At 73.9% G+C, this 21854-nt stretch carries 18 protein-coding genes; 15 read left to right on the forward strand and 3 right to left on the reverse strand.

Translation table 11 applies throughout. The features are described from left to right. The first annotated feature begins 26 nt into the window (after window positions 1-26). Complete coding sequence (locus EDF34_RS09975; RefSeq protein ID WP_123371182.1) at window positions 27-428, forward strand: DUF3040 domain-containing protein; 402 nt, start codon at window positions 27-29, stop codon at window positions 426-428. Here the strand turns inward: EDF34_RS09975 and EDF34_RS09980 are convergent. From EDF34_RS09980 to EDF34_RS09990, 3 genes are read right to left on the reverse strand one after another with little or no spacing between them, the layout of a single operon-like run. Beyond that, the gene (locus EDF34_RS09980; protein WP_123371183.1) at window positions 373-2667 is read right to left on the reverse strand and encodes a DUF3488 and transglutaminase-like domain-containing protein; all 2295 of its coding nucleotides are present in this window, start codon (window positions 2665-2667) and stop codon (window positions 373-375) included. The genes EDF34_RS09975 and EDF34_RS09980 overlap by 56 nt on opposite strands. Beyond that, entirely contained in the window at window positions 2664-3911 is a 1248-nt protein-coding gene (locus EDF34_RS09985; RefSeq protein ID WP_123371184.1) for a DUF58 domain-containing protein, read from the reverse strand. The genes EDF34_RS09980 and EDF34_RS09985 overlap by 4 nt, the downstream gene beginning before the upstream one ends. Next, window positions 3911-4909, reverse strand: coding sequence for a MoxR family ATPase (locus EDF34_RS09990; protein ID WP_123371185.1), 999 nt, complete (start codon window positions 4907-4909; stop codon window positions 3911-3913). Before EDF34_RS09990 ends, EDF34_RS09985 begins: the two co-directional genes overlap by 1 nt. A 368-nt stretch (window positions 4910-5277) precedes the next feature. On the opposite strand from EDF34_RS09990, the gene mraZ reads away from it, so the two are divergent. From mraZ to pgeF, 14 genes are all read left to right on the forward strand, one after another. Next, window positions 5278-5754, forward strand: coding sequence for a division/cell wall cluster transcriptional repressor MraZ (mraZ, locus tag EDF34_RS09995; protein ID WP_123371186.1), 477 nt, complete (start codon window positions 5278-5280; stop codon window positions 5752-5754). Window positions 5755-5953: 199 nt separating this feature from the next. Further along, on the forward strand, window positions 5954-6985 hold the full coding sequence (rsmH, locus tag EDF34_RS10000; RefSeq protein WP_123371187.1) for a 16S rRNA (cytosine(1402)-N(4))-methyltransferase RsmH: 1032 nt from the start codon (window positions 5954-5956) through the stop codon (window positions 6983-6985). After that, on the forward strand, window positions 6982-7395 hold the full coding sequence (locus EDF34_RS10005) for a hypothetical protein (protein WP_123371188.1): 414 nt from the start codon (window positions 6982-6984) through the stop codon (window positions 7393-7395). Before rsmH ends, EDF34_RS10005 begins: the two co-directional genes overlap by 4 nt. Then, window positions 7392-9227, forward strand: coding sequence for a penicillin-binding protein 2 (locus EDF34_RS10010; RefSeq protein ID WP_233575302.1), 1836 nt, complete (start codon window positions 7392-7394; stop codon window positions 9225-9227). Before EDF34_RS10005 ends, EDF34_RS10010 begins: the two co-directional genes overlap by 4 nt. Window positions 9228-9300: 73 nt before the next feature. Next, the gene (locus EDF34_RS10015) at window positions 9301-10902 is read left to right on the forward strand and encodes a UDP-N-acetylmuramoyl-L-alanyl-D-glutamate--2,6-diaminopimelate ligase (RefSeq protein ID WP_123371189.1); all 1602 of its coding nucleotides are present in this window, start codon (window positions 9301-9303) and stop codon (window positions 10900-10902) included. Next, window positions 10899-12338: a UDP-N-acetylmuramoyl-tripeptide--D-alanyl-D-alanine ligase gene (gene murF / locus EDF34_RS10020; protein ID WP_123371190.1), complete on the forward strand. Its 1440-nt coding sequence runs from the start codon at window positions 10899-10901 to the stop codon at window positions 12336-12338. The genes EDF34_RS10015 and murF overlap by 4 nt, the downstream gene beginning before the upstream one ends. Next, entirely contained in the window at window positions 12335-13417 is a 1083-nt protein-coding gene (gene mraY / locus EDF34_RS10025; RefSeq protein WP_123371191.1) for a phospho-N-acetylmuramoyl-pentapeptide-transferase, read from the forward strand. Before murF ends, mraY begins: the two co-directional genes overlap by 4 nt. Beyond that, window positions 13418-14839: a UDP-N-acetylmuramoyl-L-alanine--D-glutamate ligase gene (murD, locus tag EDF34_RS10030; RefSeq protein WP_123371192.1), complete on the forward strand. Its 1422-nt coding sequence runs from the start codon at window positions 13418-13420 to the stop codon at window positions 14837-14839. Then, complete coding sequence (ftsW, locus tag EDF34_RS10035; RefSeq protein ID WP_123371193.1) at window positions 14836-16074, forward strand: putative lipid II flippase FtsW; 1239 nt, start codon at window positions 14836-14838, stop codon at window positions 16072-16074. The genes murD and ftsW overlap by 4 nt, the downstream gene beginning before the upstream one ends. Continuing rightward, window positions 16067-17197 (forward strand): undecaprenyldiphospho-muramoylpentapeptide beta-N-acetylglucosaminyltransferase, encoded by a 1131-nt coding sequence (gene murG / locus EDF34_RS10040; RefSeq protein WP_123371194.1) that lies wholly within the window; start codon window positions 16067-16069, stop codon window positions 17195-17197. Before ftsW ends, murG begins: the two co-directional genes overlap by 8 nt. Next, complete coding sequence (murC, locus tag EDF34_RS10045; RefSeq protein ID WP_123371195.1) at window positions 17194-18603, forward strand: UDP-N-acetylmuramate--L-alanine ligase; 1410 nt, start codon at window positions 17194-17196, stop codon at window positions 18601-18603. Before murG ends, murC begins: the two co-directional genes overlap by 4 nt. After that, entirely contained in the window at window positions 18600-19607 is a 1008-nt protein-coding gene (locus tag EDF34_RS10050; protein WP_123371196.1) for a cell division protein FtsQ/DivIB, read from the forward strand. The genes murC and EDF34_RS10050 overlap by 4 nt, the downstream gene beginning before the upstream one ends. Window positions 19608-19822: 215 nt before the next feature. Beyond that, entirely contained in the window at window positions 19823-21061 is a 1239-nt protein-coding gene (gene ftsZ / locus EDF34_RS10055; protein ID WP_123371197.1) for a cell division protein FtsZ, read from the forward strand. Then, window positions 21058-21783: a peptidoglycan editing factor PgeF gene (gene pgeF / locus EDF34_RS10060; protein WP_233575304.1), complete on the forward strand. Its 726-nt coding sequence runs from the start codon at window positions 21058-21060 to the stop codon at window positions 21781-21783. Before ftsZ ends, pgeF begins: the two co-directional genes overlap by 4 nt. Window positions 21784-21854 lie beyond the last annotated feature (71 nt).

Genomic DNA, 21854 nt, shown 5'->3' on the forward strand with positions numbered 1-21854 from the left:
ATCCACCAGTTTCGACAGGAGTCGGGATGCCTCTCTCCGAGTACGAGCAGCGCGTCCTCGAACAGATGGAGCGTCAGCTCACATCAGACGACCCGCGGCTCGCGAACACGCTCACCCAGAGCGGTCACCGAGCGGTCGGGCGGTACGTCATCGCGTCCGTGGGCGTGATCGTCGGTCTGCTGCTGCTCGTGTTCGGCGCCGCCGGAAGCATCCCCCTGCTGGGGGTGCTCGGTTTCGTCGTGATGTTCGCGGCCGTCGCCTTCGCTTTCGCCAACCCCGGACGTCACCGTGGACGCTCCGGACCGCAGGGAGTCGTCTCCGGCGACGGCTCGGTCCAGAAGCGTCCGGCGCAGCGCTCTCAGCGCGCCGGGTTCATGACCCGGCTCGAGGAGCGGTGGGAGAAGCGCCGCGGCGAGAACGGTCGCTGACCAGCGTTCCCACGGCGTCCGTGATGTCGCGGACCCACTCCTCGAGTACCGCCGGCTCGACCTCGGGTGCGCGCGGCGCGTAACGGTCCTGCTCGACCACCCGTGACAGGGCCGCGAGGCTCTGCTCGCCGACACCCTCGAGCGTCGAACCCGTCTGGGCGAAGAGCTGCTCCTGGACGAGGCTGACCGCCGTGCGGGGAGTGGTTGCGTCGCTCCACCGGATCCCGCGCGATCCCAGCCCCCGGCGCAGGCGTGCCCACGCCGCCTCGGGCGTGAGGTCGACCCGCCGACGACGGCGGTGCGCGAGCGCGACGAACCCGGCGATGCCGGCGAGCAGCATCACGACGACGACGGTCACGGCCACGGGCACCCAGGACGTCGACGTCGCCGCGTCGGGGGTGGACGTGGCCGACCCGGGCTCCTGCGTGGTGGTGGAACCAGGCTCGTTCGGCTGCGCCGAGGGGATCTGGTCCTGGCCGGGGTTGGTCTGCGCCCCGCGGAACGGGTCGCTCCACACCGGGGGCGCTCCGGACTGCACGGCGGGGGTCGGCTCGAAGCGCACCCAGCCGAGGTCGGGCCCGAAGTACAGCTCGGGCCACGCGTGCGCCTGCTTGCCGGTGACGACGAACGAGTCGTCGCCGTCCGACGAGCCGGGCAGGAAGCCGATGCCCACGCGCGCGGGGATGCCGAGCGTGCGAGCCATGATCGTCATCGACGTGGCGAACTGGACGCAGTACCCGTGGGTGTCCTGCAGGAAGTCCCACACCGCGTCGTCCGACTTCGCGGGAGCGACACGGGTGTCGTAGGTGAAGTTGGCAGCGGAGCGGAAGTAGGCCTGCAGCGCCATGGCCTGCTTGTACGGCGTCGAGGCGCCCTCGGTGATCTCGGCTGCCAGCGCGGCGATGTCGTCGCTGTGCGACGTGGCCGGCACGTCGAGCACGCCGGACTCCGCCGCGTCGGCCGGGGGAGGCGTGGAGGCGTTCTCGAGGTCGGCCGACGTGAGGTCGGGCATCTCGACGACCATCGAGTACTGCAGCCCCTGCGACGTGGCGCGGGACCCGAACACCTCGTCGCGCAGGGCGTCGTACTGCCAGTTCCCGGGCACGTCGACGGCACGCGGGAAGATGCCGATGGGCAGGCGGGTCTCGTCGAGGGCGCCGACCTTGACGTCCACCTGCGCGAGCGTGCCCCGCTCGGCGCTCGGCGCCTGGCCCGAGAGGTCGGGGTCGGAGGAGAGCAGCTCACCCGCGGTGACGGCGCCGGTCGCGGTCGGTGCGGTCGGCGTCCACTGGCGCCCGTCGAACTCGGTCAGGGTGAACGCGCGCAGCGGGCCGAGGTTGCCGGCGGTCACGACGGGCCCGCGGGCGGTCGCACTGGGAGCGGGCAGCGGTGCGTCCGCGTCCTCGATCGCGTCCACGGAATACGTGTAGACGGTCTGCCCCGTGCGCTGGCCCAGGCTGTGCCGCAGGTCGAGCTGGTCGCTGAGGCTGACGGGCCCGATCGTGCCGCTCCCGAAGCTCGGCAGGCGGACGGCCGACCATCCCGGCAGCGCGGCGAGCAGCGGGCCGAGGACGAGGGCACCCGCGACGACCGCGGCCGTGGACCACACCGCCGCGGACGCGAGCCGCCCGCGTTCGCGGCCGGCGGCGTGCGGTGCCGCGGTCACCGCGAGGAGCAGGAGGTAGGCGAAGCCCGTCCAGAGCAGCGCCCAGCCGCCGGCACCGAAGCCGAGGGAGATCGACGGGATCCACATCGCCAGGAAGGCGAGGCCCGCCCAGCCGGCGCGGCCGAGGGCGACCGCGAGCAGGTCGGCGACGAGGAAGACGAACAGCGCGCCGACGAGCAGCACGAGCTCGACCGGCCGCGTGACGTCCATGGGCACGACCGACACGTTGATGAGGTCGAGCCCGTCGCCCCACACCGCGCGCGTCCGCTCCCACGCGTCCATGTCGGGGACGAGCTGCAGGCGCCCCGGGGGTGCGCCGTAGCGCAGCACGACGCCGACGAGTGCGACGACCAGGCCGACGAGCGACGGGACGAACCAGGTGCGGGTCAGCGCGCGCACGCCGGCGACGACCGCGGCGAGCAGCAGCACGGCGAACCAGATCGTGCCGCGCGAGGTGCTGCCGCTCAGGAGGTTGGCGATCGCGAGCGTGGACGCGCACGTGCCGATCGCCACGAGGCCGGTCGCCAGTGCCGCGCGACCGCCACGGGGTGCTCGTCGGGCCACGATGCTCATCGCACGCTCCCCAGCATCCGGGTCCACGCCGCGACCACGTCCTCGCCGGGGCTGACGGCGACAGCGCGCCAGCCGGCTCGGCGCAGGGCGCGCACGGTGTGCTCGGAGTCCTGCTGCTGCGACGCGCCGACGCCGTCGGTCCGCACCATCGCCCAGCCCTGCGCGGTGTCGACCACGTGGGCGAGCGACTCGCGGGCCTTGGGCCCCAGTGCGCCGAGCACGGCCAGGACGATCTCCCCGCCGGCCTCGGTGCTGTCGAGCATGTGCGCGGCGGCCACGAGGTGCTTCTCCGCCTCCGCCGCCGAGCGGGTGCTCTCCAGGTCGAGCGTGCGGTCGAGCAGCGCACCGCGCGCGGAGTCGGTGCGGGCGTGCACGAACGGGGTGCCGGCGGCACTCGCCCGCGCGCCATCGAGCATGCGGACGGGGTGCCCGGCGTCCAGCATCGCGAGCGCCATCGAGGCGCCCGCGGAGATCGTCCACTCGAGCGGCACGCCGGCGCGCAGCGGGAGGTCCATGATCACGGAGACGGGGCGCATGCCCGCGCGCTCGTCCGAGCGGACCATGAGCGCGCCGCGGCGGGCGCTGCTGCTCCAGTGCACGCGGCGCAGGTCGTCGCCCTCGCGGTAGTCGCGCAGCGACGCGTCGTCGGTCGACGGCGAGCGTGCGCCCAGGGCGACGCGGTCGGGCTCGCCGACGAGCACGTCGGACGGTGTGGGCAGCGCCGTGATCGCCGGCCACACCGTGACTTCGGCGCTGTCGCCGAGCGTGGTGGACGTGGTCATGGTGCCGAAGACGTCGGTGCGCGTCACGACCAGGGGACCGATGGGCCACCGGCCGCGGCGCGCGGCCTCCACCGTGTAGCTGACGGTCACCTCGGCGCGCTCGCGCAGCACGCGTGCCTTGAGCGGCTTGCCCGCCGACAGCTCGGTGGCCGCCTGCTCGGCGAACTTCAGTCCCGCGAGCCGGGTCCGTGCTCCGGAGTCGCGCGCGCGGATGTGCACGTCGACCCCGACCGCCGAGCCCGCGTGCACCGGGTTCGGCATCACGACGCGGTCCACGTCGATGCGGTGCCGTCCGCGCGCGGGATCGCGCCAGGCGACGACCGCCGCGGAGCCGCCGACGCACAGCAGGGCGAGCAGCGCGATGCGGACGAGGTCGGTCGATCCCATGCCGGTGCCGAGCCCGAGGGTCGCCAGGCCGACGCCCGCCAGGCCCCAGCCGCGGGAGGTGGGACGCAGCCGCATCAGCCGGCGGAGCGGGCGGCGCGGACGGCCGTGGGGGTCGGCAGCGGGATGCGGGCGACGATGTCGCGCACGATCGTGTCGGTCCCGCGGCCGGACAGGCGCGACTCGGTGCTCGGCAGCAGGCGGTGCGCGAGGACGGACTCGGCGAGCTCCTGCACGTCGTCGGGCAGGACGTGGTCGCGGCCGGCCAGGGCGGCGACGCCCTTGGCGGCACGCAGCAGCTGGATCGCGGCGCGAGGCGAGGCGCCGAGCCGCAGGCCCTGGTCCTCGCGCGTCGCGGTCACCAGGTCGACGACGTACCGCTTGACGCCCGGCGCCGCGTACAGCCGGCGGGTGGTGTCGATGAGCCGCCCGACATGGGCGGCGTCGGTCGCGGGCCGCAGGTCGGCGAGCGGGTCGGCGGTCTCCTGCTGGTCGAGCATCGCGAGCTCCGACTCGACGCTCGGGTAGCCGACCGTCAGGCGGGCCATGAACCGGTCGCGCTGCGCCTCGGGCAGCGGGTAGGTGCCCTCCATCTCGACCGGGTTCTGCGTCGCGACGACGAGGAACGGGCGGGGCAGGGGATAGGTGTGGCCGTCGACCGTGGCCTGCGCCTCCTGCATGCACTCGAGCAGCGCGGACTGCGTCTTGGGCGAGGCCCGGTTGATCTCGTCGCCGATGACGATGTGGGAGAACACGGGACCGGGGCGGAACTCGAACTCGTGCGTCTGGCTGCGGTAGATGTTCACGCCCGTGAGGTCGCTGGGCAGCAGGTCCGGTGTGAACTGGATGCGGCCGACCTGGCAGTCGATCGAGCGCGCGAGCGCCTTGGCCAGGGTGGTCTTGCCGACGCCGGGCACGTCCTCGAGCAGCAGGTGCCCCTCGGCGAGCAGGACGGCGAGCGTGGTGCGGACCAGGTCGGGGCGGCCGGTCACCACCTTCTCGATGCCCGCGCGCATGCGCGTCGTGGTCTCGACGAGGTCGTCGAGCTCGCTCGACGTGGGAACGGCCTGCAGCATGGCGCCTCCTTTGGCGGAACTGGTGAGAAGCCTACGTGGCGAGGCCGCCGTCACGGCGGGGTTCGTCCCCCCACTTCGCTCCACCGCGCACCCGTGACGACGCGAGCGCCAGGCAAAAGCGCAGGTGAGCGCGGTGCCTGCAGCGATTCCTCCCGCCGAACGGGTGATTCCTGGCCGGTACGACACGTCGCGGCGCGGCGCGGGTACGAGATCCCTCCACTTCCCACCACGGGCGCTGACCTGCACAAACATGCGGCAGAAGGGTGAATTTAGGGGTTCGCCCCGTTGCCGGTGGAGGAAAGTGGAGTACCGTGGGGGCACGTGGTGAGGCAGGGAGAGCCGAGCTCGAGACAAGGGAGGGAGGCGGGGTGTCCAGTGAGTCGACGTCCGGCCTCTTCGGTTCGTCCGCGCCCTTCCTCGGCACGTACACCCCGCGCCTGGACGAGAAGGGCCGGCTCATCCTCCCGGCCAAGTTCCGTGGCCAGCTCTCGACGGGTCTGGTCATGACCCGCGGCCAGGAGCGCTGCCTCTTCTTGCTTCCGATGGACGAGTTCCGTCGGTACCACGGCCAGCTCGCGCAGGCCCCCGTCACGAGCAAGCAGGCCCGTGACTACCTGCGCGTGTTCCTGTCCGGTGCGAGCGACGAGCTCCCCGACAAGCAGGGCCGCATCTCGATCCCGCCCGTGCTGCGCAAGTACGCGGGCCTCGACCGGGACGTCGCCGTGATCGGCGCCGGCACCCGCGTGGAGATCTGGGACCTGCAGGCGTGGGAGACGTACCTCGCCGAGCAGGAGTCCGGCTACGCCGACACCACCGAGGAGGTCTTCCCGAACGGGCCGTTCTGAGGTGGGACGCACGGCGAGAAGTCGCCCGGTGAGACCTCCTCCCGTCCGCTCTGACGCACTTCCCCGCGTCAGAGGGCCGGTGGGGGATCTGGTCGGACGGCGGAGGGGCCGCTCGACCACACCTTTCTCACCACGCAGGGCAGGTAGGGCACGCAGGAGACGCAGGTCAGGTCAGGACGAGCAGGGAGAGGGGGCGACGGTGAGCGACGAGCGACCGGCCGACGAGCGCCACGTCCCCGTGCTGCTGCAGCGCTGCCTCGACCTGCTGGCCCCGGCTCTCGAGGCCGAGGGCTCCGTGATGGTCGACTCGACGCTCGGCATGGGCGGTCACACGGAGGGCGTCCTGACGGCGTTCCCGCACGTGCGCGTCGTCGGGCTCGACCGTGACACCCAGGCGCTCGAGCTGGCCGGCCGCCGCCTCGCTCGGTTCGGGGACCGGTTCGTCGGCGTCCACGCGGTGTACGACGAGATCCGCGACGTGCTCGACGAGCTGGGCATCCCCGCGGTGCAGGGCGTGCTGATGGACCTCGGCGTCTCCTCGCTGCAGCTCGACGAGGTCGACCGCGGCTTCTCCTACGCGCAGGACGCCCCGCTCGACATGCGGATGGACGCGACCCGCGGACGGACAGCCGCGGACGTCCTCAACACCTACGAGGAGCGCGACCTCGCGCGGATCCTGCGGGTCTACGGCGAGGAGCGGTTCGCGCCGCGCATCGCGCGCAACGTCGTCGCGGCCCGGGCCAAGGCGCCGCTGCAGCGCACGGGCGAGCTCGTCGACATCATCCGCGCGAGCATCCCCGCCGCGAACCGCAAGGTCGGCGGCCACCCCGCCAAGCGCACGTTCCAGGCGCTGCGCATCGAGGTGAACGGCGAGCTCGTGACGCTCGAGCGGGCCGTGCCCGAGTCGATCGAGGCCCTGTCCGTGGGTGGGCGGATCGTCGTCGAGGCGTACCAGTCGCTCGAGGACCGCATCGTCAAGCAGGCCTTCGCGGCCGGTGCGACGACGAGCGCGCCACCCGACCTGCCCGTCGTCCCCGAGACCCACACGCCGTACCTGCGGCTCGTGACCCGCGGCGCCGAGGAGGCCGACGAGGCCGAGCTCGCGCTCAACCCGCGCTCCGCGTCGGTCCGGCTGCGTGCCGCCGAGCGGCTGCGCCCCACCCCGACGCACATGCGTCCCCGCACGAACGAGCCCACTCGACCGAGCAAGAACCGTAGGAGGTCGGCATGAGCGCCCAGGCCACGGCCCGCGTCGCGCCCCCCGCGTTCGCACCCCGCCCCCGGCCGGAGCGCGAGGCAGCTCCCGCCGCCCGGCTGCGCGTCGTCCGCGCACCCGCCCAGGCGCGGACCCGGGTGCCGTTCGTGCTCGTCTGCATGGGCGTCCTCGCGGTCGCGCTGCTGTCCGCGCTGCTGCTGAACACGCAGATGGCCCAGGCCTCCTACGCGATCCACGACAAGACGAACGAGCTGGCGCGCCTCGACCAGGACCAGAAGGACCTCGTCGCCGTCCTCGACCACAAGTCCTCGCCCGAGGAGCTCGCCGAGGCGGCCCGCAAGCTGGGCATGGTCCCCGCGGCCGGCACGGGCTGGGTGCGACTGTCCGACGGCAGCGTCCAGGGTGCCCCGAAGGCGAAGAAGTGAGCGCCCCCACCACCGAGCGCCCGCGCACGCGGGTTCCCGCGGCGCGCCCGACGACACGCCCGACGACCGGTGCGCGGCCCCCGCGCGTGGTGCAGGGCCGCATCGCGACCCCGCCGAGCCACTCGGGCGGCCGCCGACGGATGATCTTCCTCACGGTCGCGATCCTCACGGTCCTGGCGGTGTTCGCGGTCAGGCTCGTGTGGATCCAGGTCCTGCACGGCCCGGCCATCGCCGCCGAGGCGCGCGACTCGCGACTCATCCCGGTGTCGCTGCTCGGCGCGCGCGGCCAGATCACGGACGCGAACGGCGTGGCGCTCGCGACGTCGGTCGAGCGCTACACGGTCTCGGTGAACCAGAAGCAGGTCGGCGACTTCATGGGCACCAAGGACGTGCCGAAGGGCGCCGAGGGCGTCGCGCAGCTGCTCGCGCCGATGCTCGACATGAGCGCGCCCGAGGTCGGCGGGCTGCTCGTCGGCACCAAGGGCTACAAGGTGCTGAAGAAGGGCGTCCTGCCCGCCGTCGTGCGCGAGATCCGTGACCTCAAGCTGCCCGGGATCGGCATCGAGAAGGTCGCCGACCGGGTCTACCCGAACGGCGCGCTGGCCGGGAACGTCATCGGCTTCGTGAACTCCGCCGGTGCGGGCCTCGAGGGCCTCGAGGCCTCGCTCGACGACGAGCTCAAGGGCACCCCCGGCAAGGAGGTGTACGAGGGCGGCGCGGGCGGCCAGGCGATCCCCGGTGGCTACTCGCAGGACACGCCAGCCAAGCAGGGCAGCTCCGTGCGCCTGACGCTGGACTCCGACATCCAGTACAAGGCGGAGGCTGCGCTCGCCGAGGCGATCCGCAAGACGGGCGCCGCGTCCGGGACGGTCGTGGTGCAGCAGGTCGGCTCGTCGGCCATCCTCGCGCTCGCCGACTCCAACACACGTGACCCGAACAACCCGGGCGAGACCGACGGCTCGCTCGCGGCGTCGGTCTCGAACGTCTTCGAGCCCGGCTCGACCGGCAAGGTCATCACGATGGCCGCCGCGCTCGAGAACAAGCTCGTCACGCCGACCTCCGAGTTCAAGGTGCCGTACAGCTACACGACGCCGAACGGCCAGGCGTTCCACGACTCCCACGAGCACGCGACGCTCAAGCTGACGACGACGGGCATCCTCGCGCAGTCGTCCAACGCCGGCACCGTGATGATCGGCCAGGACCTGACCGTCGACCAGCGCTACGCCTACCTCAAGCGCTTCGGCTTCGGCACGCGCACGGGCATCGAGCTGCCGGGGGAGTCGCCGGGCCTGTTCTCGTCCCCGGACGGACGCTCCCGGTACGCGGTGCTCTTCGGCCAGGCCGTCGCCGTCAACGCGCTGCAGGCGACGCAGGTGTTCGCGACGATCGCCAACCACGGCGTGCACGTGCAGCCGCACATCATCGCGGGCTGGACCGCGCCGGACGGGACCTACACCCCGGAGAAGGCCGCCGACTCGACGCGAGTCGTGAGCGCCAAGACCGCGGACACCGTGCTCTCGATGATGGAGAGCGTGGTCGACGACGGCACGGGCTCGAACGCGTCGATCCCGGGCTACCGCGTCGCCGGCAAGACGGGCACCGCGCAGAACTGGATCAAGGGCAAGCAGGGCATCACGGCGTCGTTCATCGGCGTCGTCCCCGCGGACGACCCGAAGATCGTCGTCAGCGTCATCCTGCACAACCCCAAGAGCTCGGTCTACGGCGGCGACGTCGCCGCGCCGGTGTTCAAGGAGGTCGCGTCGTACACGCTCGGCGAGCTCGGCGTCGCGCCCTCGGGCAGCAAGGCGAAGCTCTACCCGACGACGTGGTGAGGCGCCGGTCGGGAGCCACGAGGTGCCCTGGCAGATGCCCGGCACAGCACCCGGCTCGCGGTAGATTCTCCCCATGACCTCACCCGCCCGGATGCGTCCCGCGCATCCCGCGGAGCACGGCCTCGCCGCTCTCGCGGACACGTTCTCCCTGGTCAACGACTCGACTGCCGACCTCGACGGCATCCGGGTCACCGGTGTCACGGTCGCCAGCAACGACGTGGAGCCCGGCGACGTCTTCGTCGCCGCCCCCGGCCTGCGCGTGCACGGCGCCACCTACGCGGCACAGGCCGTCGAGGCCGGCGCGGTCGCGGTGGTCACCGACGCCGCGGGCGCCGCGACGCTGGCCGCGCTCCCGGTCCCCGTGCTGCTGTCGGACGACCCGCGCGCGCTGGCCGGCCCCCTGGCCGCCGTGGTGCACGAGCGCCCGGCCGACCACCTCACCACCGTCGGCATCACCGGCACCAACGGCAAGACGACGACCACCTACTTCGTCGACGCCGCCCTGCGCGCCGTGCACCCGACCACCGCCGTCATGGGCACGGTCGAGCTGCGGATCGGCGACGAGGGCATCGAGAGCCCGCGCACGACCGTCGAGGCCCCCGTCCTGCAGGCGATCCTCGCGCTCGCGCTCGAGCGCGGCGCCGGCGCCGTGGCCATGGAGGTCTCGTCGCACGCGCTCGCCCTCGGCCGCGTGGCCGGGCTCGAGCTCGACGTGGTCGCGTTCACCAACCTGCAGCGCGACCACCTCGACTTCCACGGCGACATGGAGGGCTACTTCCGGGACAAGGCGCGGCTGTTCGCGCCGGGCCAGGGGCGTCGCGGCGTCGTCGTGGTGGACGACGAGTGGGGGCGCCGGCTCGTGCGCGAGGCGCAGATCCCCGTCGAGTCGATCGCCACGCACGTGGGCGCCCCCGAGGGCGCGGACGCCGACTGGGCCGTGGTCGCGGCCGACATCGGGCTCGACGGCGTGGGCTCGTCGTTCACGCTGCGCACGCCCGACGGAACCCTGCTCGAGGCGCACAGCCCGCTGCCGGGCCTGGTCAACGTCTCGAACGCCGCGCTCGCGATCGTCGTCGCGCACCGCGCCGGCGTCCCGCTCGACGTGGCGGCCGAGGCGGTCGGCCACGCCGGGGCCATCCCCGGCCGCATGGAGCGGGTCATCGAGCGTGGGGAGGGCCTGCCGCTCGCGCTCGTCGACTACGCCCACACCCCGGACGCGCTCGTGCTCGCGCTCGAGGCCGTGCGGCCCATCACGCCCGGCCGGCTCGTGATCGTGTTCGGGTCGGACGGCGACCGCGACCAGGGCAAGCGACCGCTCATGGGCGAGATCGCCGCGCGGCTCGCGGACGTGATCGTCGTCACCGACGAGAACCCGCGTTCCGAGGAGCCCGCGGCCATCCGGTCCGCCATCCTTGACGGCGTCCGCGCCGTCCGCCCGGACCTGACCGACGTGCACGAGGCCACGAGCCGCACGCAGGCCATCCACGACGCCCTCGCGCTGGCTCACGAGCCGGACACCGTGATCATCACGGGCAAGGGGCACGAGCCGACACAGGAGATCGCCGGGGTGTTCCACCGGTACAACGACAGGGACGTGCTGCGGTCCGCGCGCGCCGAGCTCTCCGCGCTCGCCGAGCGCACGGGACCGACGTCCGTCGCGGAGGGGCGCGCGTGATCGCGCTGACGGCGGCCGAGATCGCGGCCGCGACCGGCGGCGAGGTGCGCGCGACCGGTCCCGGACCGCTCGTGGTCAGCGGAGCGGTGGTGACCGACTCGCGCGACGTCGAAACCGGCGGGCTCTTCGTCGCGCTGCCCGGCGAGCACGTCGACGGGCACGACTACGCCGCGACCGCCGCAGCCGCGGGCGCCGCGCTGATCCTCGCCGCGCGCCCGGTGCACGCCGCGGACGGCACCGAGCTGCCGTCCGTCGTCGTCGAGGACGTCGAGCGCGCGCTGGGCGACCTCGCGCGCGACGTGCTCGAGCGCCTCCGCGAGGCGGGTCAGGCTCCCGGCGGGTCGGGGCTGCGCGTGATCGGCGTGACCGGGTCGGTCGGCAAGACGACCACCAAGGACCTGCTCGCGCAGCTGTGCGGCGCGGCCGGGCCGACGATCGCCCCCGTGCGGTCCTTCAACAACGAGATCGGCCTGCCCCTGACGGTGCTGCGGGCCGATGAGTCCACCCGGTTCCTCGTGCTCGAGATGGGTGCGAGCGGCCCGGGGCACCTGACCTACCTCACGCGGATCGCACCCCCGGACGTGGCCGTCGTGCTCGTCGTCGGGCAGGCGCACCTCGGTGGGTTCGGCGGCATCGACGCGGTCGCGACCGCCAAGGCCGAGATCGTCCAGGGCCTGGTCAGCGATGGGATCGCGGTCCTCAACGCCGACGACCCGCGGGTCTCGGCGATGGCGTCCCTCGCGCCCGGCGAGATCGTGCTCTTCGGCGCCGCGCCCGCGTCCGACGTCCGCGCCGTCGACGTGGAGATGGACCGCGCGGGCCGCGCCCGCTTCACGCTCGTGACCGCCGACGAGGAAGCGCGCGTCGAGCTCCGGCTCGTCGGCGAGCACCACGTGCACAACGCGTTGGCTGCGGCGGCCGCGGCGCTGGCCGTCGGGCTCACGCTCGACGAGGTCGCCGCGGGCCTCACGGCTGCGGACGCCCTGAGCCCGCACCGCATGCACGTCGTGGACCGCGCCGACGGCGTCACCGTCGTCGACGACTCCTACAACGCCAACCCGGACTCGATGCGCGCCGCGCTCAAGGCCCTCGCCGTGCTGGCGGGCCGGGACCGCCGCTCGATCGCCGTGCTCGGCGAGATGCTCGAGCTCGGGCCGGGCTCCCGCGAGGCGCACGACGCGCTCGGCACGCTCGTCGTCCGGCTGAACATCGGCCTGACGGTCGTCGTCGGCGAGGGCGCGCGCGGCATCCGCGACGGCGCCAACCGCGAGGGCAGCTGGGGCGACGAGGTCGTCCTGGTCGACGACCTGGAGAACGCCCGCCTGCTGCTCGAGCACGAGCTGCGCCCGGGCGACGTCGTCCTCGTCAAGTCGTCCTACGGCGCGGGGCTGTGGCAGCTCGGCGACCTGCTGGTCGAGGGGGGTGGCGCCGCGTGAAGGCGGTCCTGATCTCCGGCGGCCTGGCGATGCTCGTCGCGCTGCTGGTCACGCCCCTGTTCATCCGCCTGCTCGTGCGCAAGCAGTACGGGCAGTTCATCCGCCAGGACGGCCCGACGGCCCACTTCACCAAGCGCGGCACGCCCACCATGGGCGGCGTCGTCATCATCGCCGCGACGCTCATCGGCTGGGTCGGCGCGCTGATCGTCACCGGGACGGCCCCCAGCGCGTCCGAGGTGCTCGTCCTGTTCCTCATGACCGGCCTCGGGCTGGTCGGGTTCCTCGACGACTACATCAAGATCTCCCGGCAGCGCAGCCTCGGCCTGCAGGCCCGGTGGAAGTTCGTCGGGCAGGGCCTGGTCGGCGTGATCTTCGCGGTGGCGGCGCTGCAGTTCCCGAACAGCCAGTTCCGCACGCCCGCGTCCACGCGCATCTCGTTCATCCGCGACACCAACATCGACCTCGCGTTCGCGGGAGCCACCGTCGGGCTGATCCTGTTCGTCATCTGGGCCAACTTCCTCATCACCGCCTGGTCGAACGCGGTCAACCTCACGGACGGGCTCGACGGGCTCGCCACGGGCACGTCACTCATCGTTTTCGGCTCGTTCGTCGTCGTCGGCGTCTGGCAGTTCAACCAGTCGTGCCAGTTCCTCGCGACCGCCGGGCCCAGCTGCTACGAGACGCGCGACCCGCTGGCCCTCGCCGTGGTGGCCGCCGCGATCACCGGCGCGTGCTTCGGCTTCCTGTGGTGGAACGCCAGCCCGGCGAAGATCTTCATGGGCGACACCGGCTCGCTCGCCCTCGGCGGGGCGCTCGCCGGCCTGTCGATCCTGTCCCGCGTCGAGATCCTCGCTGCGATCATCGGTGGCCTGTTCGTCCTCGAGGTGCTCTCGGACGTCATCCAGATCGGCTTCTTCAAGATGACCGGCCGGCGCGTGTTCAAGATGGCGCCGCTGCACCACCACTTCGAGCTCCAGGGCTGGGGCGAGGTCACGATCGTCATCCGGTTCTGGATCATCGCCGGGCTGTTCGTCGCGCTCGGGATCGGGATCTTCTACGCCGAGTGGGTGTCCGGCTAGGTGGCGGGGCAGGACCTGGACGGCGCCCGCGTCGTCGTCGCCGGTCTCGGGGTCTCCGGGCGGGCCGCGGCCGACGTGCTCGCGTCGGTCGGTGCGCGCGTCGTGCCCGTCGACGACGCGTCGGGTGACGTCATCTCGTCGGCCGAGTACCTCGCCGGGACGGGCCTCGACCGGGCCGACCTCGTCGTCGCGTCCCCGGGGCTGCCGCCCCACCACCCGTTGGTCGCCGCCGCCCTCGGGCGCGGGCTGCCCGTGTGGTCGGAGGTCGAGCTCGCCTGGCGGCTGCGTGCGCCGCGCGCCGACGGCGTCGACGGCCCCGCGCCGTGGCTCGCCGTGACCGGGACGAACGGCAAGACGACGACCGTCGGCATGCTCGACGCGATCCTGCAGGCCGCCGGGCGGAGGTCGGCGGCCGTCGGCAACGTCGGCACCCCGGTCGTGCTCGCGGCGACCGACCCGTCCTACGACGTGCTGGCCGTCGAGCTGTCGAGCTTCCAGCTGCACTTCACGCACTCGATGTCCGCGCAGGCCTCCGCGGTGCTCAACGTCGCGGCCGACCACCTCGACTGGCACGGCGACCTCGAGCAGTACGCGGCCGACAAGGGCCGCATCTACGAGCGCGCGCAGGTCGCGTGCATCTACAACCTGGCCGATCCCCGCACGACGGCCCTCGTCGAGCAGGCCGAGGTCGTGGACGGCGCGGTCGCGGTCGGGTTCACGACCGGCACGCCGCTCGTCGGCCAGGTGGGGATGGTCGAGGACGTGCTCGTCGACCGCGGGTTCGCGCGCCTGCGGCACACGCACGCCGCCGAGCTGGGCACGCTCGCCGACCTCGCGCAGCTCGCCGGGCCGGACGGGACCGTGCCGCGGCACGTCGTCGCCGACGCGCTGGCCGCTGCCTCCCTCGCGCTGGCGCACGGCGTCGAGCCGTCCGCGGTGCGCGACGGGCTTCGCTCGTTCGGGCCGACCGCCCACCGCATCGAGACCGTCGCCGTGCGCGACGGCGTCGCGTGGGTCGACGACTCCAAGGCCACCAACGCGCACGCCGCGGCTGCGTCGCTCGGCGCGTTCGACCCCGGCTCGGTCGTCTGGATCGCCGGCGGGCTCGCCAAGGGGGCGCGGTTCGACGAGCTCGTCGCCTCGCGCGCCGACCGGCTGCGCGCGGTCGTGCTGATCGGCGTGGACCGCGAGCCGCTGCGCGACGCGCTCGCCCGACACGCGCCGGATGTCCCGGTCGTCGAGGTGGAGCCCGGTGAGACTGGCACGGTGATGACCCGCGCCGTGCACGAGGCCGCGCGCCTCGCTGCCCAGGCGCCCGGTGCCACGGTCCTGCTCGCGCCCGCCTCCGCCTCGATGGACCAGTTCGCGTCGTACGCAGCGCGGGGGAGCGAGTTCACTGCCGCGGTGCGGGCGCTCGCATGACGACGACCGCACCCCGTCCCACGGCCGAGGCCGAGCCGCCCCGCCGTCGCTCGCTGCTCGGCCAGTGGAACAGCGCGGTCACGAGCTACTACGTGCTCGTCGGTGCCTCGGCGCTGCTGCTCGTCATCGGTCTCGTCATGGTGCTGTCGAGCTCGAGCGTGGAGTCCCTCGCCGACGGGAACTCGCCGTACGCGGTGTTCTTCGACCAGGCCAAGTACGCCCTCATGGGCCTGCCGGTGCTGTTCGTCCTGTCCCGGCTGCCGGTGCGTGCCTACAAGGCGGCCGCCTGGCCCGCGCTGATCGCCGCGATGTTCTTCCAGCTGCTCGTGTTCAGCCCGCTGGGCCGGGCCGTCGGCGGCAACAAGGGCTGGATCGTCGTCGGTGGGTTCTCGGCGCAGCCGTCGGAGGCGCTCAAGCTCGCGCTCGCCGTGTGGCTCGGCGTGGTCCTCACGCGCAAGCAGGCGCTGCTGCACCAGTGGCAGCACGTGTTCGTGCCCGCCGTGGTGGTCGCCGCGGGCGCCATCCTGCTGGTCCTGGCGGGTCACGACCTCGGGACCGCGATGGTGATGATCGTGCTGGTCGCCGGTGCGCTGTTCGTCGCGGGCGTGCCGATGCGCATGTTCGCGGTCGCGGGCATCGCTGGTGTCGGGGCCGCCGTCGTGCTCGCCGCAACGAGCAAGAACCGCACCGACCGCATCAGCAGCTGGCTGAACAGCGACACCTGCAGCAGCTCGGGCCCGTGCTACCAGACGCTGCACGGTGGCTGGGGTCTGGCGAGCGGCGGCATCGGCGGCCTCGGCCTCGGGCAGAGCCGCGAGAAGTGGAACTACCTGCCCGCGGCGCACAACGACTTCATCTTCGCGATCCTCGGCGAGGAGCTCGGCCTGGTCGGCACGATCATCGTGCTCGGGCTCTTCGGCCTGCTCGCGTTCGCGATGATCCGCGTCATCCGCCGCCACCCCGACCCGTTCGTGCAGATCACGACCGGCGCGATCCTGTGCTGGATCATCGGGCAGGCGCTGCTCAACATCGCGGTCGTCATCGGGCTCGCGCCCGTCATCGGCGTCCCTCTACCCCTCGTCTCCGCCGGAGGTTCGGCCCTCATCATGACCATGGCCGCGCTCGGCGTCGTCATCTCCTTCTCCCGCTCGGAGCCCGGTGCGGCAGAGGCCCTCTCGGCCCGGCCCAGCGTGGTGCGGCGCTCGCTCGCCGTGATCGGGCAGGCCCGTGGCTGAGCCGCTGTCCGTCCTGCTCGCCGGTGGTGGCACCGCCGGCCACGTGAACCCGCTCCTCGCGGTGGCCGACGAGCTGCGGCGACGACACCCCGATGCGGTGCTGACCGTGCTCGGCACGGCCGAGGGGCTCGAGGCGCGCCTGGTGCCCGAGCACGGTCTGCCGCTCGCGCACGTGCCGCGGGTCCCGCTGCCGCGCCGCCCCTCGACCGACCTGCTGCGGCTGCCCGGCCGCCTGCGCGCTGCCGTCGCGGCCGCCGGCACGGCGATCGACGACTCGGGCGCGCAGGTCGTCGTGGGCTTCGGCGGGTACGTCTCGACGCCCGCCTACCTCGCGGCACGCAAGCGCCGCATCCCCGTGGTCATCCACGAGCAGAACGCCCGGCCCGGCCTGGCCAACCGGCTCGGCTCGCGCTGGGCCGCCGCCGTCGCCGTGACCTTCGCGGGGACGACGCTGCGTGGCGCGCAGGTCACGGGCCTGCCGCTGCGGGCGACGATCGCCGAGCTCGTCGCGCAGCGCGCGACGGACGCCGCCGCCTCGCGCCGCGCGGGCGCCGCAGCGCTCGGCCTCGACCCGGCTCTGCCCACGCTGCTCGTGACCGGCGGCTCGAGCGGGGCCGCGAGCGTCAACGCCGCCGCGGCTGGCGCCGCTGCCGACCTGCTCGCCGCAGGCGTCCAGGTGCTGCACCTGACGGGCCTGGGCAAGGCCGAGCCCGTGACCGCGGCCCTGGCCGGCGTCCCGGGCGCCGAGCGCTACCTGGTGCGCGAGTACCTGACCGACATGCACCTGGCGCTCGCCGCCGCCGACGTCGTCCTGGCCCGGTCCGGTGCCGGCACCGTCTGCGAGCTCGCGGCCCTCGGCATCCCGGCCGTCTACGTCCCCCTGCCCGTCGGCAACGGCGAGCAGCGGCTCAACGCCGCCGACGTCGTGGCGGCGGGTGGCGGTGTGCTGGTCGACGACGCCGAGCTCGACGCCGCGTGGATCCGCACGCACCTGCCCGTTCTCCTGGTCGGGGACGAGGCTCCCGAGACCCGCGCACGGATGGGAGCCGCCGCGGCGAGCGTGGGCGTGCCCGACGCCGCCGGCCGGGTCGCGGCACTCGTCGAGGCGCAGGTCCGACGATGAGGACGGTCGCCGAGCTCGGCCACGTGCACCTCGTGGGCGTGGGCGGCGCCGGCATGTCCGCGATCGCCACGCTGCTCGTGGCCCGCGGGCTGCGGGTCAGCGGGTCGGACGGGGCGGACGGCCCCGCGCTGCCGGCCCTGCGCGCGGCGGGCGTCGAGGTCCACGTGGGGCACGACGCGTCGCTGGTCGACGACGTCGACACCCTCGTCGTCTCGTCGGCGATCCGTGCGTCGAACCCCGAGCTCGCCCGTGCAAGGGAGCGCGGCATCCCCGTGCTGCACCGTTCCCAGGCCCTCGCCGCGCTGATGGCCGACCGCGACGCCGTCGCCGTGGCCGGCGCGCACGGCAAGACGACGACGAGCGCGATGGTCGCGGTCGCGCTGCTCGCCGCCGGCGCCGACCCCTCCTTCGCGATCGGCGGCACGGTCCTGTCCGACGACGGGCCGCTGGGCGGTGCGCGGGACGGCTCCGGCGCCGCGTTCGTCGCGGAGGCCGACGAGTCCGACGGGTCGTTCCTCGCCTACGAGCCGCTCGTCGCGCTCGTCACCAACGTCGAGCCCGACCACCTGGACCACTACGGCTCGCGCGAGGCCTTCGAGCAGGCGTTCGTCGACTTCGCGGCCCGGGTCCGGCCCGGCGGGACCCTCGTCGCGTGCGCGGACGACGAGGGCGCGGCGCGGCTCGTGGCGGCGGCGCGACCGGATCTCGAGCGCCGCGGTGCCACGGTCGTGACCTATGGGCGGTCCGCCGACGCCGACGTCGTGCTCACGGACGCACCCGGCGGCTGGTCCGCCCACGTGGTCGGGCTGGGTGCCGAGGTGGACGTCGAGCTCGCCGTCCCCGGAGCGCACAACCTGCTCAACGCCGCCGGCGCCTGGGCCGCGTGCGTCCGGCTCGGCGTGGACCCGGGTGCGGCCGCTGCCGGCCTCGGCGCCTTCCGGAGCACCGGTCGACGGTTCGAGCACCGCGGCACGGTCGACGGCGTGCGCGTGGTCGACGACTACGCGCACCACCCCACCGAGGTCGCGGCGCTCCTGCGCGCCGCCCGGTCCGTGGTGGGCGACGGCCGCGTCGTCGCGCTGTTCCAGCCGCACCTGTACTCCCGCACGCGGACCTTCGCGACGGAGTTCGGCGCCGCGTTCGACCTCGCGGACGTCGTCGTCGTGACCGACGTCTACGCGGCCCGTGAGGACCCCGACCCCGAGGTCACCGGTGCGCTCGTCGTCGACCGCGTGCCGACCGCGGGCAAAGCGACGTTCGTGCCGGACAAGCGCGAGGCGGCACTGGCGGCCGCGGCCGCGGCGCTGCCCGGCGACCTGGTGCTGACCATCGGCGCGGGCGACGTGACGGCCCTCGGCCCGGTGATCCTCGCGGCGCTCGAGGCCCGGGCGGGGGACGGCGCATGAGCCCGTCGCGCCCGACCGCCCCCCGCCCGTCCACGCCGACGCCGGCCGCCTCGCCGCGGCGCCCGTCGTCGACCCAGCCGACCCAGCCGACCCAGCCGACCGTCCCCGTCCGCCCGGCGCGCACCGGCGCCGTGCCCACGCAGCCCACGCAGCCCACGGCGTCACCCGCCGCCGGGCCGACCCCGAGCACGGCCACCGGCACGCACCGCAACGTCTCGACGTACTCCGCGTCCGGCCGGCGCCTCTCGGCGACGCCCGCACCCGCGCCGGTCGTGTCGACCACGTCGATCGCCCGGTTCGCCGAGCGCGCGCGTGCTCGGCGCACGATCGCGCGTCGCCAGATCCTCGGCATCGCCGGCGGGGTCGTCGCGGTGCTGGCCCTGGCCTGGCTGCTGTTCTTCTCGCCCGTGCTCGCGCTCGACCCCGACCAGGTCACGGTGACCGGCGCCGGCTCGGTCGTGGCCGTGGACAAGGTCACCGACGTGGTCCACGCGCGCGCCGACGTGCCGCTGCCGCGGCTGGACACCGTGACGATGCGCGACGAGATCCTCGACGTCCCGGGCGTGCGCGAGGCGCGCGTCATGCGCGACTGGCCGCACGGCATCTCCGTGACGATCGTCGCGCGCGAGCCCGTCGCGGCCGTCCCCGACGAGGGCGGGTTCGCGCTGCTCGACATGGACGGGGTGCAGGTCGGCCGCGTGGACAGCGCGCCCAAGGGCCTGCCCGTCGTCGACGTGCCGGTGGGGGAGAAGCGGACGCTGGCCGCGGTCCTCTCGGTGCTCGAGCAGCTGCCCGCCGACCTGCTCGGCGACGTGCGCTCGGTCGCGGCCCGCACGCAGGACACGGTCACCATGACGCTGCGGGACGGCGTGCGGGTCGACTGGGGGAGTGCGGCCCGGACGCCGCTGAAGATCTCGGTGCTGAGCACGATCCTGGGCTCGAAGGAGGGTAAGGACGTGAAGGTCGTCGACGTCTCCGCGCCCCAGCTCCCGGTCACGCGCTGAGGCGCGCGGCACGACGGATCGCAGCAGTCGCCGACACGCGCGGCGCGGTCGTTGAAGTAGGGCGACGAGCCACCTAGCGTCACGCACTGACAGCACACCTGACATAACTATAACCCTCAACCTGAGGGTGAAGGTTGAATGCCGGAGCCGGCGTGTCGGCTCCGGGGACCCGCGGCTCGACCGCGGCCGGCAAGCGAGAACGAGAGGCACCCACCGTGGCAGCTCCGCAGAACTACCTGGCGGTCATCAAGGTCGTCGGCATCGGCGGCGGCGGCGTCAACGCCGTGAACCGCATGATCGAGGTCGGGCTCAAGGGTGTCGAGTTCATCGCCGTCAACACCGACGCCCAGGCCCTGCTCATGTCCGACGCTGACGTCAAGCTCGACGTGGGCCGCGAGCTCACGCGTGGCCTCGGCGCCGGCGCGGACCCCGAGGTCGGCAAGAAGGCCGCCGAGGACCACTCGGAGGAGATCGAGGACGTCCTGCGCGGCGCCGACATGGTCTTCGTCACCGCGGGCGAGGGCGGCGGCACCGGGACCGGTGGCGCGCCCGTCGTGGCCCGGATCGCGCGCTCGCTCGGCGCCCTGACCATCGGCGTCGTGACGCGCCCGTTCACGTTCGAGGGTCGTCGCCGCTCCGTCCAGGCCGACGCGGGCATCGACGCCCTGCGCGCCGAGGTCGACACGCTGATCGTCATCCCGAACGACCGTCTGCTGCAGATCTCCGACCGCTCGGTCTCGGTCCTGTCGGCGTTCCACTCGGCCGACCAGGTGCTGCTCTCGGGTGTCCAGGGCATCACGGACCTGATCACCACGCCGGGTCTGATCAACCTCGACTTCGCCGACGTGAAGTCGGTCATGCAGGGCGCGGGCTCGGCACTCATGGGCATCGGCTTCGCCCGCGGGGAGGACCGGGCCGTCCAGGCGGCCGAGATGGCGATCTCCTCGCCGCTGCTCGAGGCCAGCATCGACGGCGCGCACGGCGTGCTGCTCTCGATCCAGGGCGGCTCCGACCTCGGCCTGTTCGAGATCAACGAGGCGGCCCGGCTCGTGCAGGAGGCCGCGCACCCGGAGGCGAACATCATCTTCGGCGCGGTCATCGACGACGCGCTGGGCGACGAGGTCCGCGTCACGGTCATCGCCGCCGGGTTCGACGGCGGCTCGCCGTCGGTGCGGCGCGACTCTCGCGCGCTCGGCCAGGTCTCCGGCTCCGCAGCCCCCGCGGCGCGCCCGGCGCCCCAGGTGCCGGCTCCCCGCCAGGGCGAGCGCGGCGACGAGCTCACCGCGCCGATCCCCGCGTCCGTCCCGGTCGCGCAGCCTGCCGTCCCGGCGTTCCTGTCCACCGAGGCCGAGCCCGTGCCGATCACCGGCGCGCTCGAGGTCCCGCGGATCTTCTCGGAGGACGCGCCCCGCCGTGAGCGCGACGAGCTGGACGTGCCCGACTTCCTCAAGTGATCGCCCCCGACGAGGTGCGGCTCGGCGCGGGTGTCCGCGCCGGGTTCACCTCGCGGCGGGGCGGCACGAGCCTGGCGCCCTACGCCGGGCTGAACCTGGGTGACCACGTCGGCGACGACCCCGAGGCCGTGGCGCGCAACCGCGCGCTGCTCGCCTCGTGGGTCGGCGCCGACGTCGTGTTCTCCACCCAGGTGCACGGGCGCGGCGTCGTGGTGCTCGACGCCGTGCCGGCCGGACCCGTCGGCGAGGCCGACGCGCTCGTCTCGTGCGACCCGTCGGTCGCGGTGGCCGTCGTGGTGGCGGACTGCGTGCCGGTGCTGCTGGCCGACGACCAGGCGGGGGTGGTCGCCGCGGTGCACGCCGGGCGGCCCGGACTGGTCGCGGGCGTCCTGCAGGCCGCCCTCGACGCGATGGTCGGGGCGGGCGCTCGCCGCGACCGGGTCGTCGCCGCGCTGGGGCCGAGCATCGCGGGCTCGTCGTACGAGGTGCCGGCCGCGATGCGCGACGAGGTCGAGGCGGCCGTTCCCGGCACGGCGACGCTCACGTCCTGGGGGACGCCCGCGCTGGACCTGCCGGCCGGCGTCGTCGGGGTGCTGCGCGCCCAGGGCGTCGGGTCGGTGGTGACGTCGTCGGCGGACACCTGGACCGATCGCGACTACTACTCCTACCGGCGCGACGGGCGCACCGGACGGTTCGCCGGCGTGATCCGGCCCACCCATTGACAGCACACGGACCGACCTGCTGTGCGGGCGTGTCGCGCGCCGGACGGCGTGTCCCGCGTTGCTAGCGTGAC

The sequence above is a fragment of the Cellulomonas sp. PhB150 genome (assembly GCF_003755175.1).
GTDB lineage: Bacteria > Actinomycetota > Actinomycetes > Actinomycetales > Cellulomonadaceae > Cellulomonas.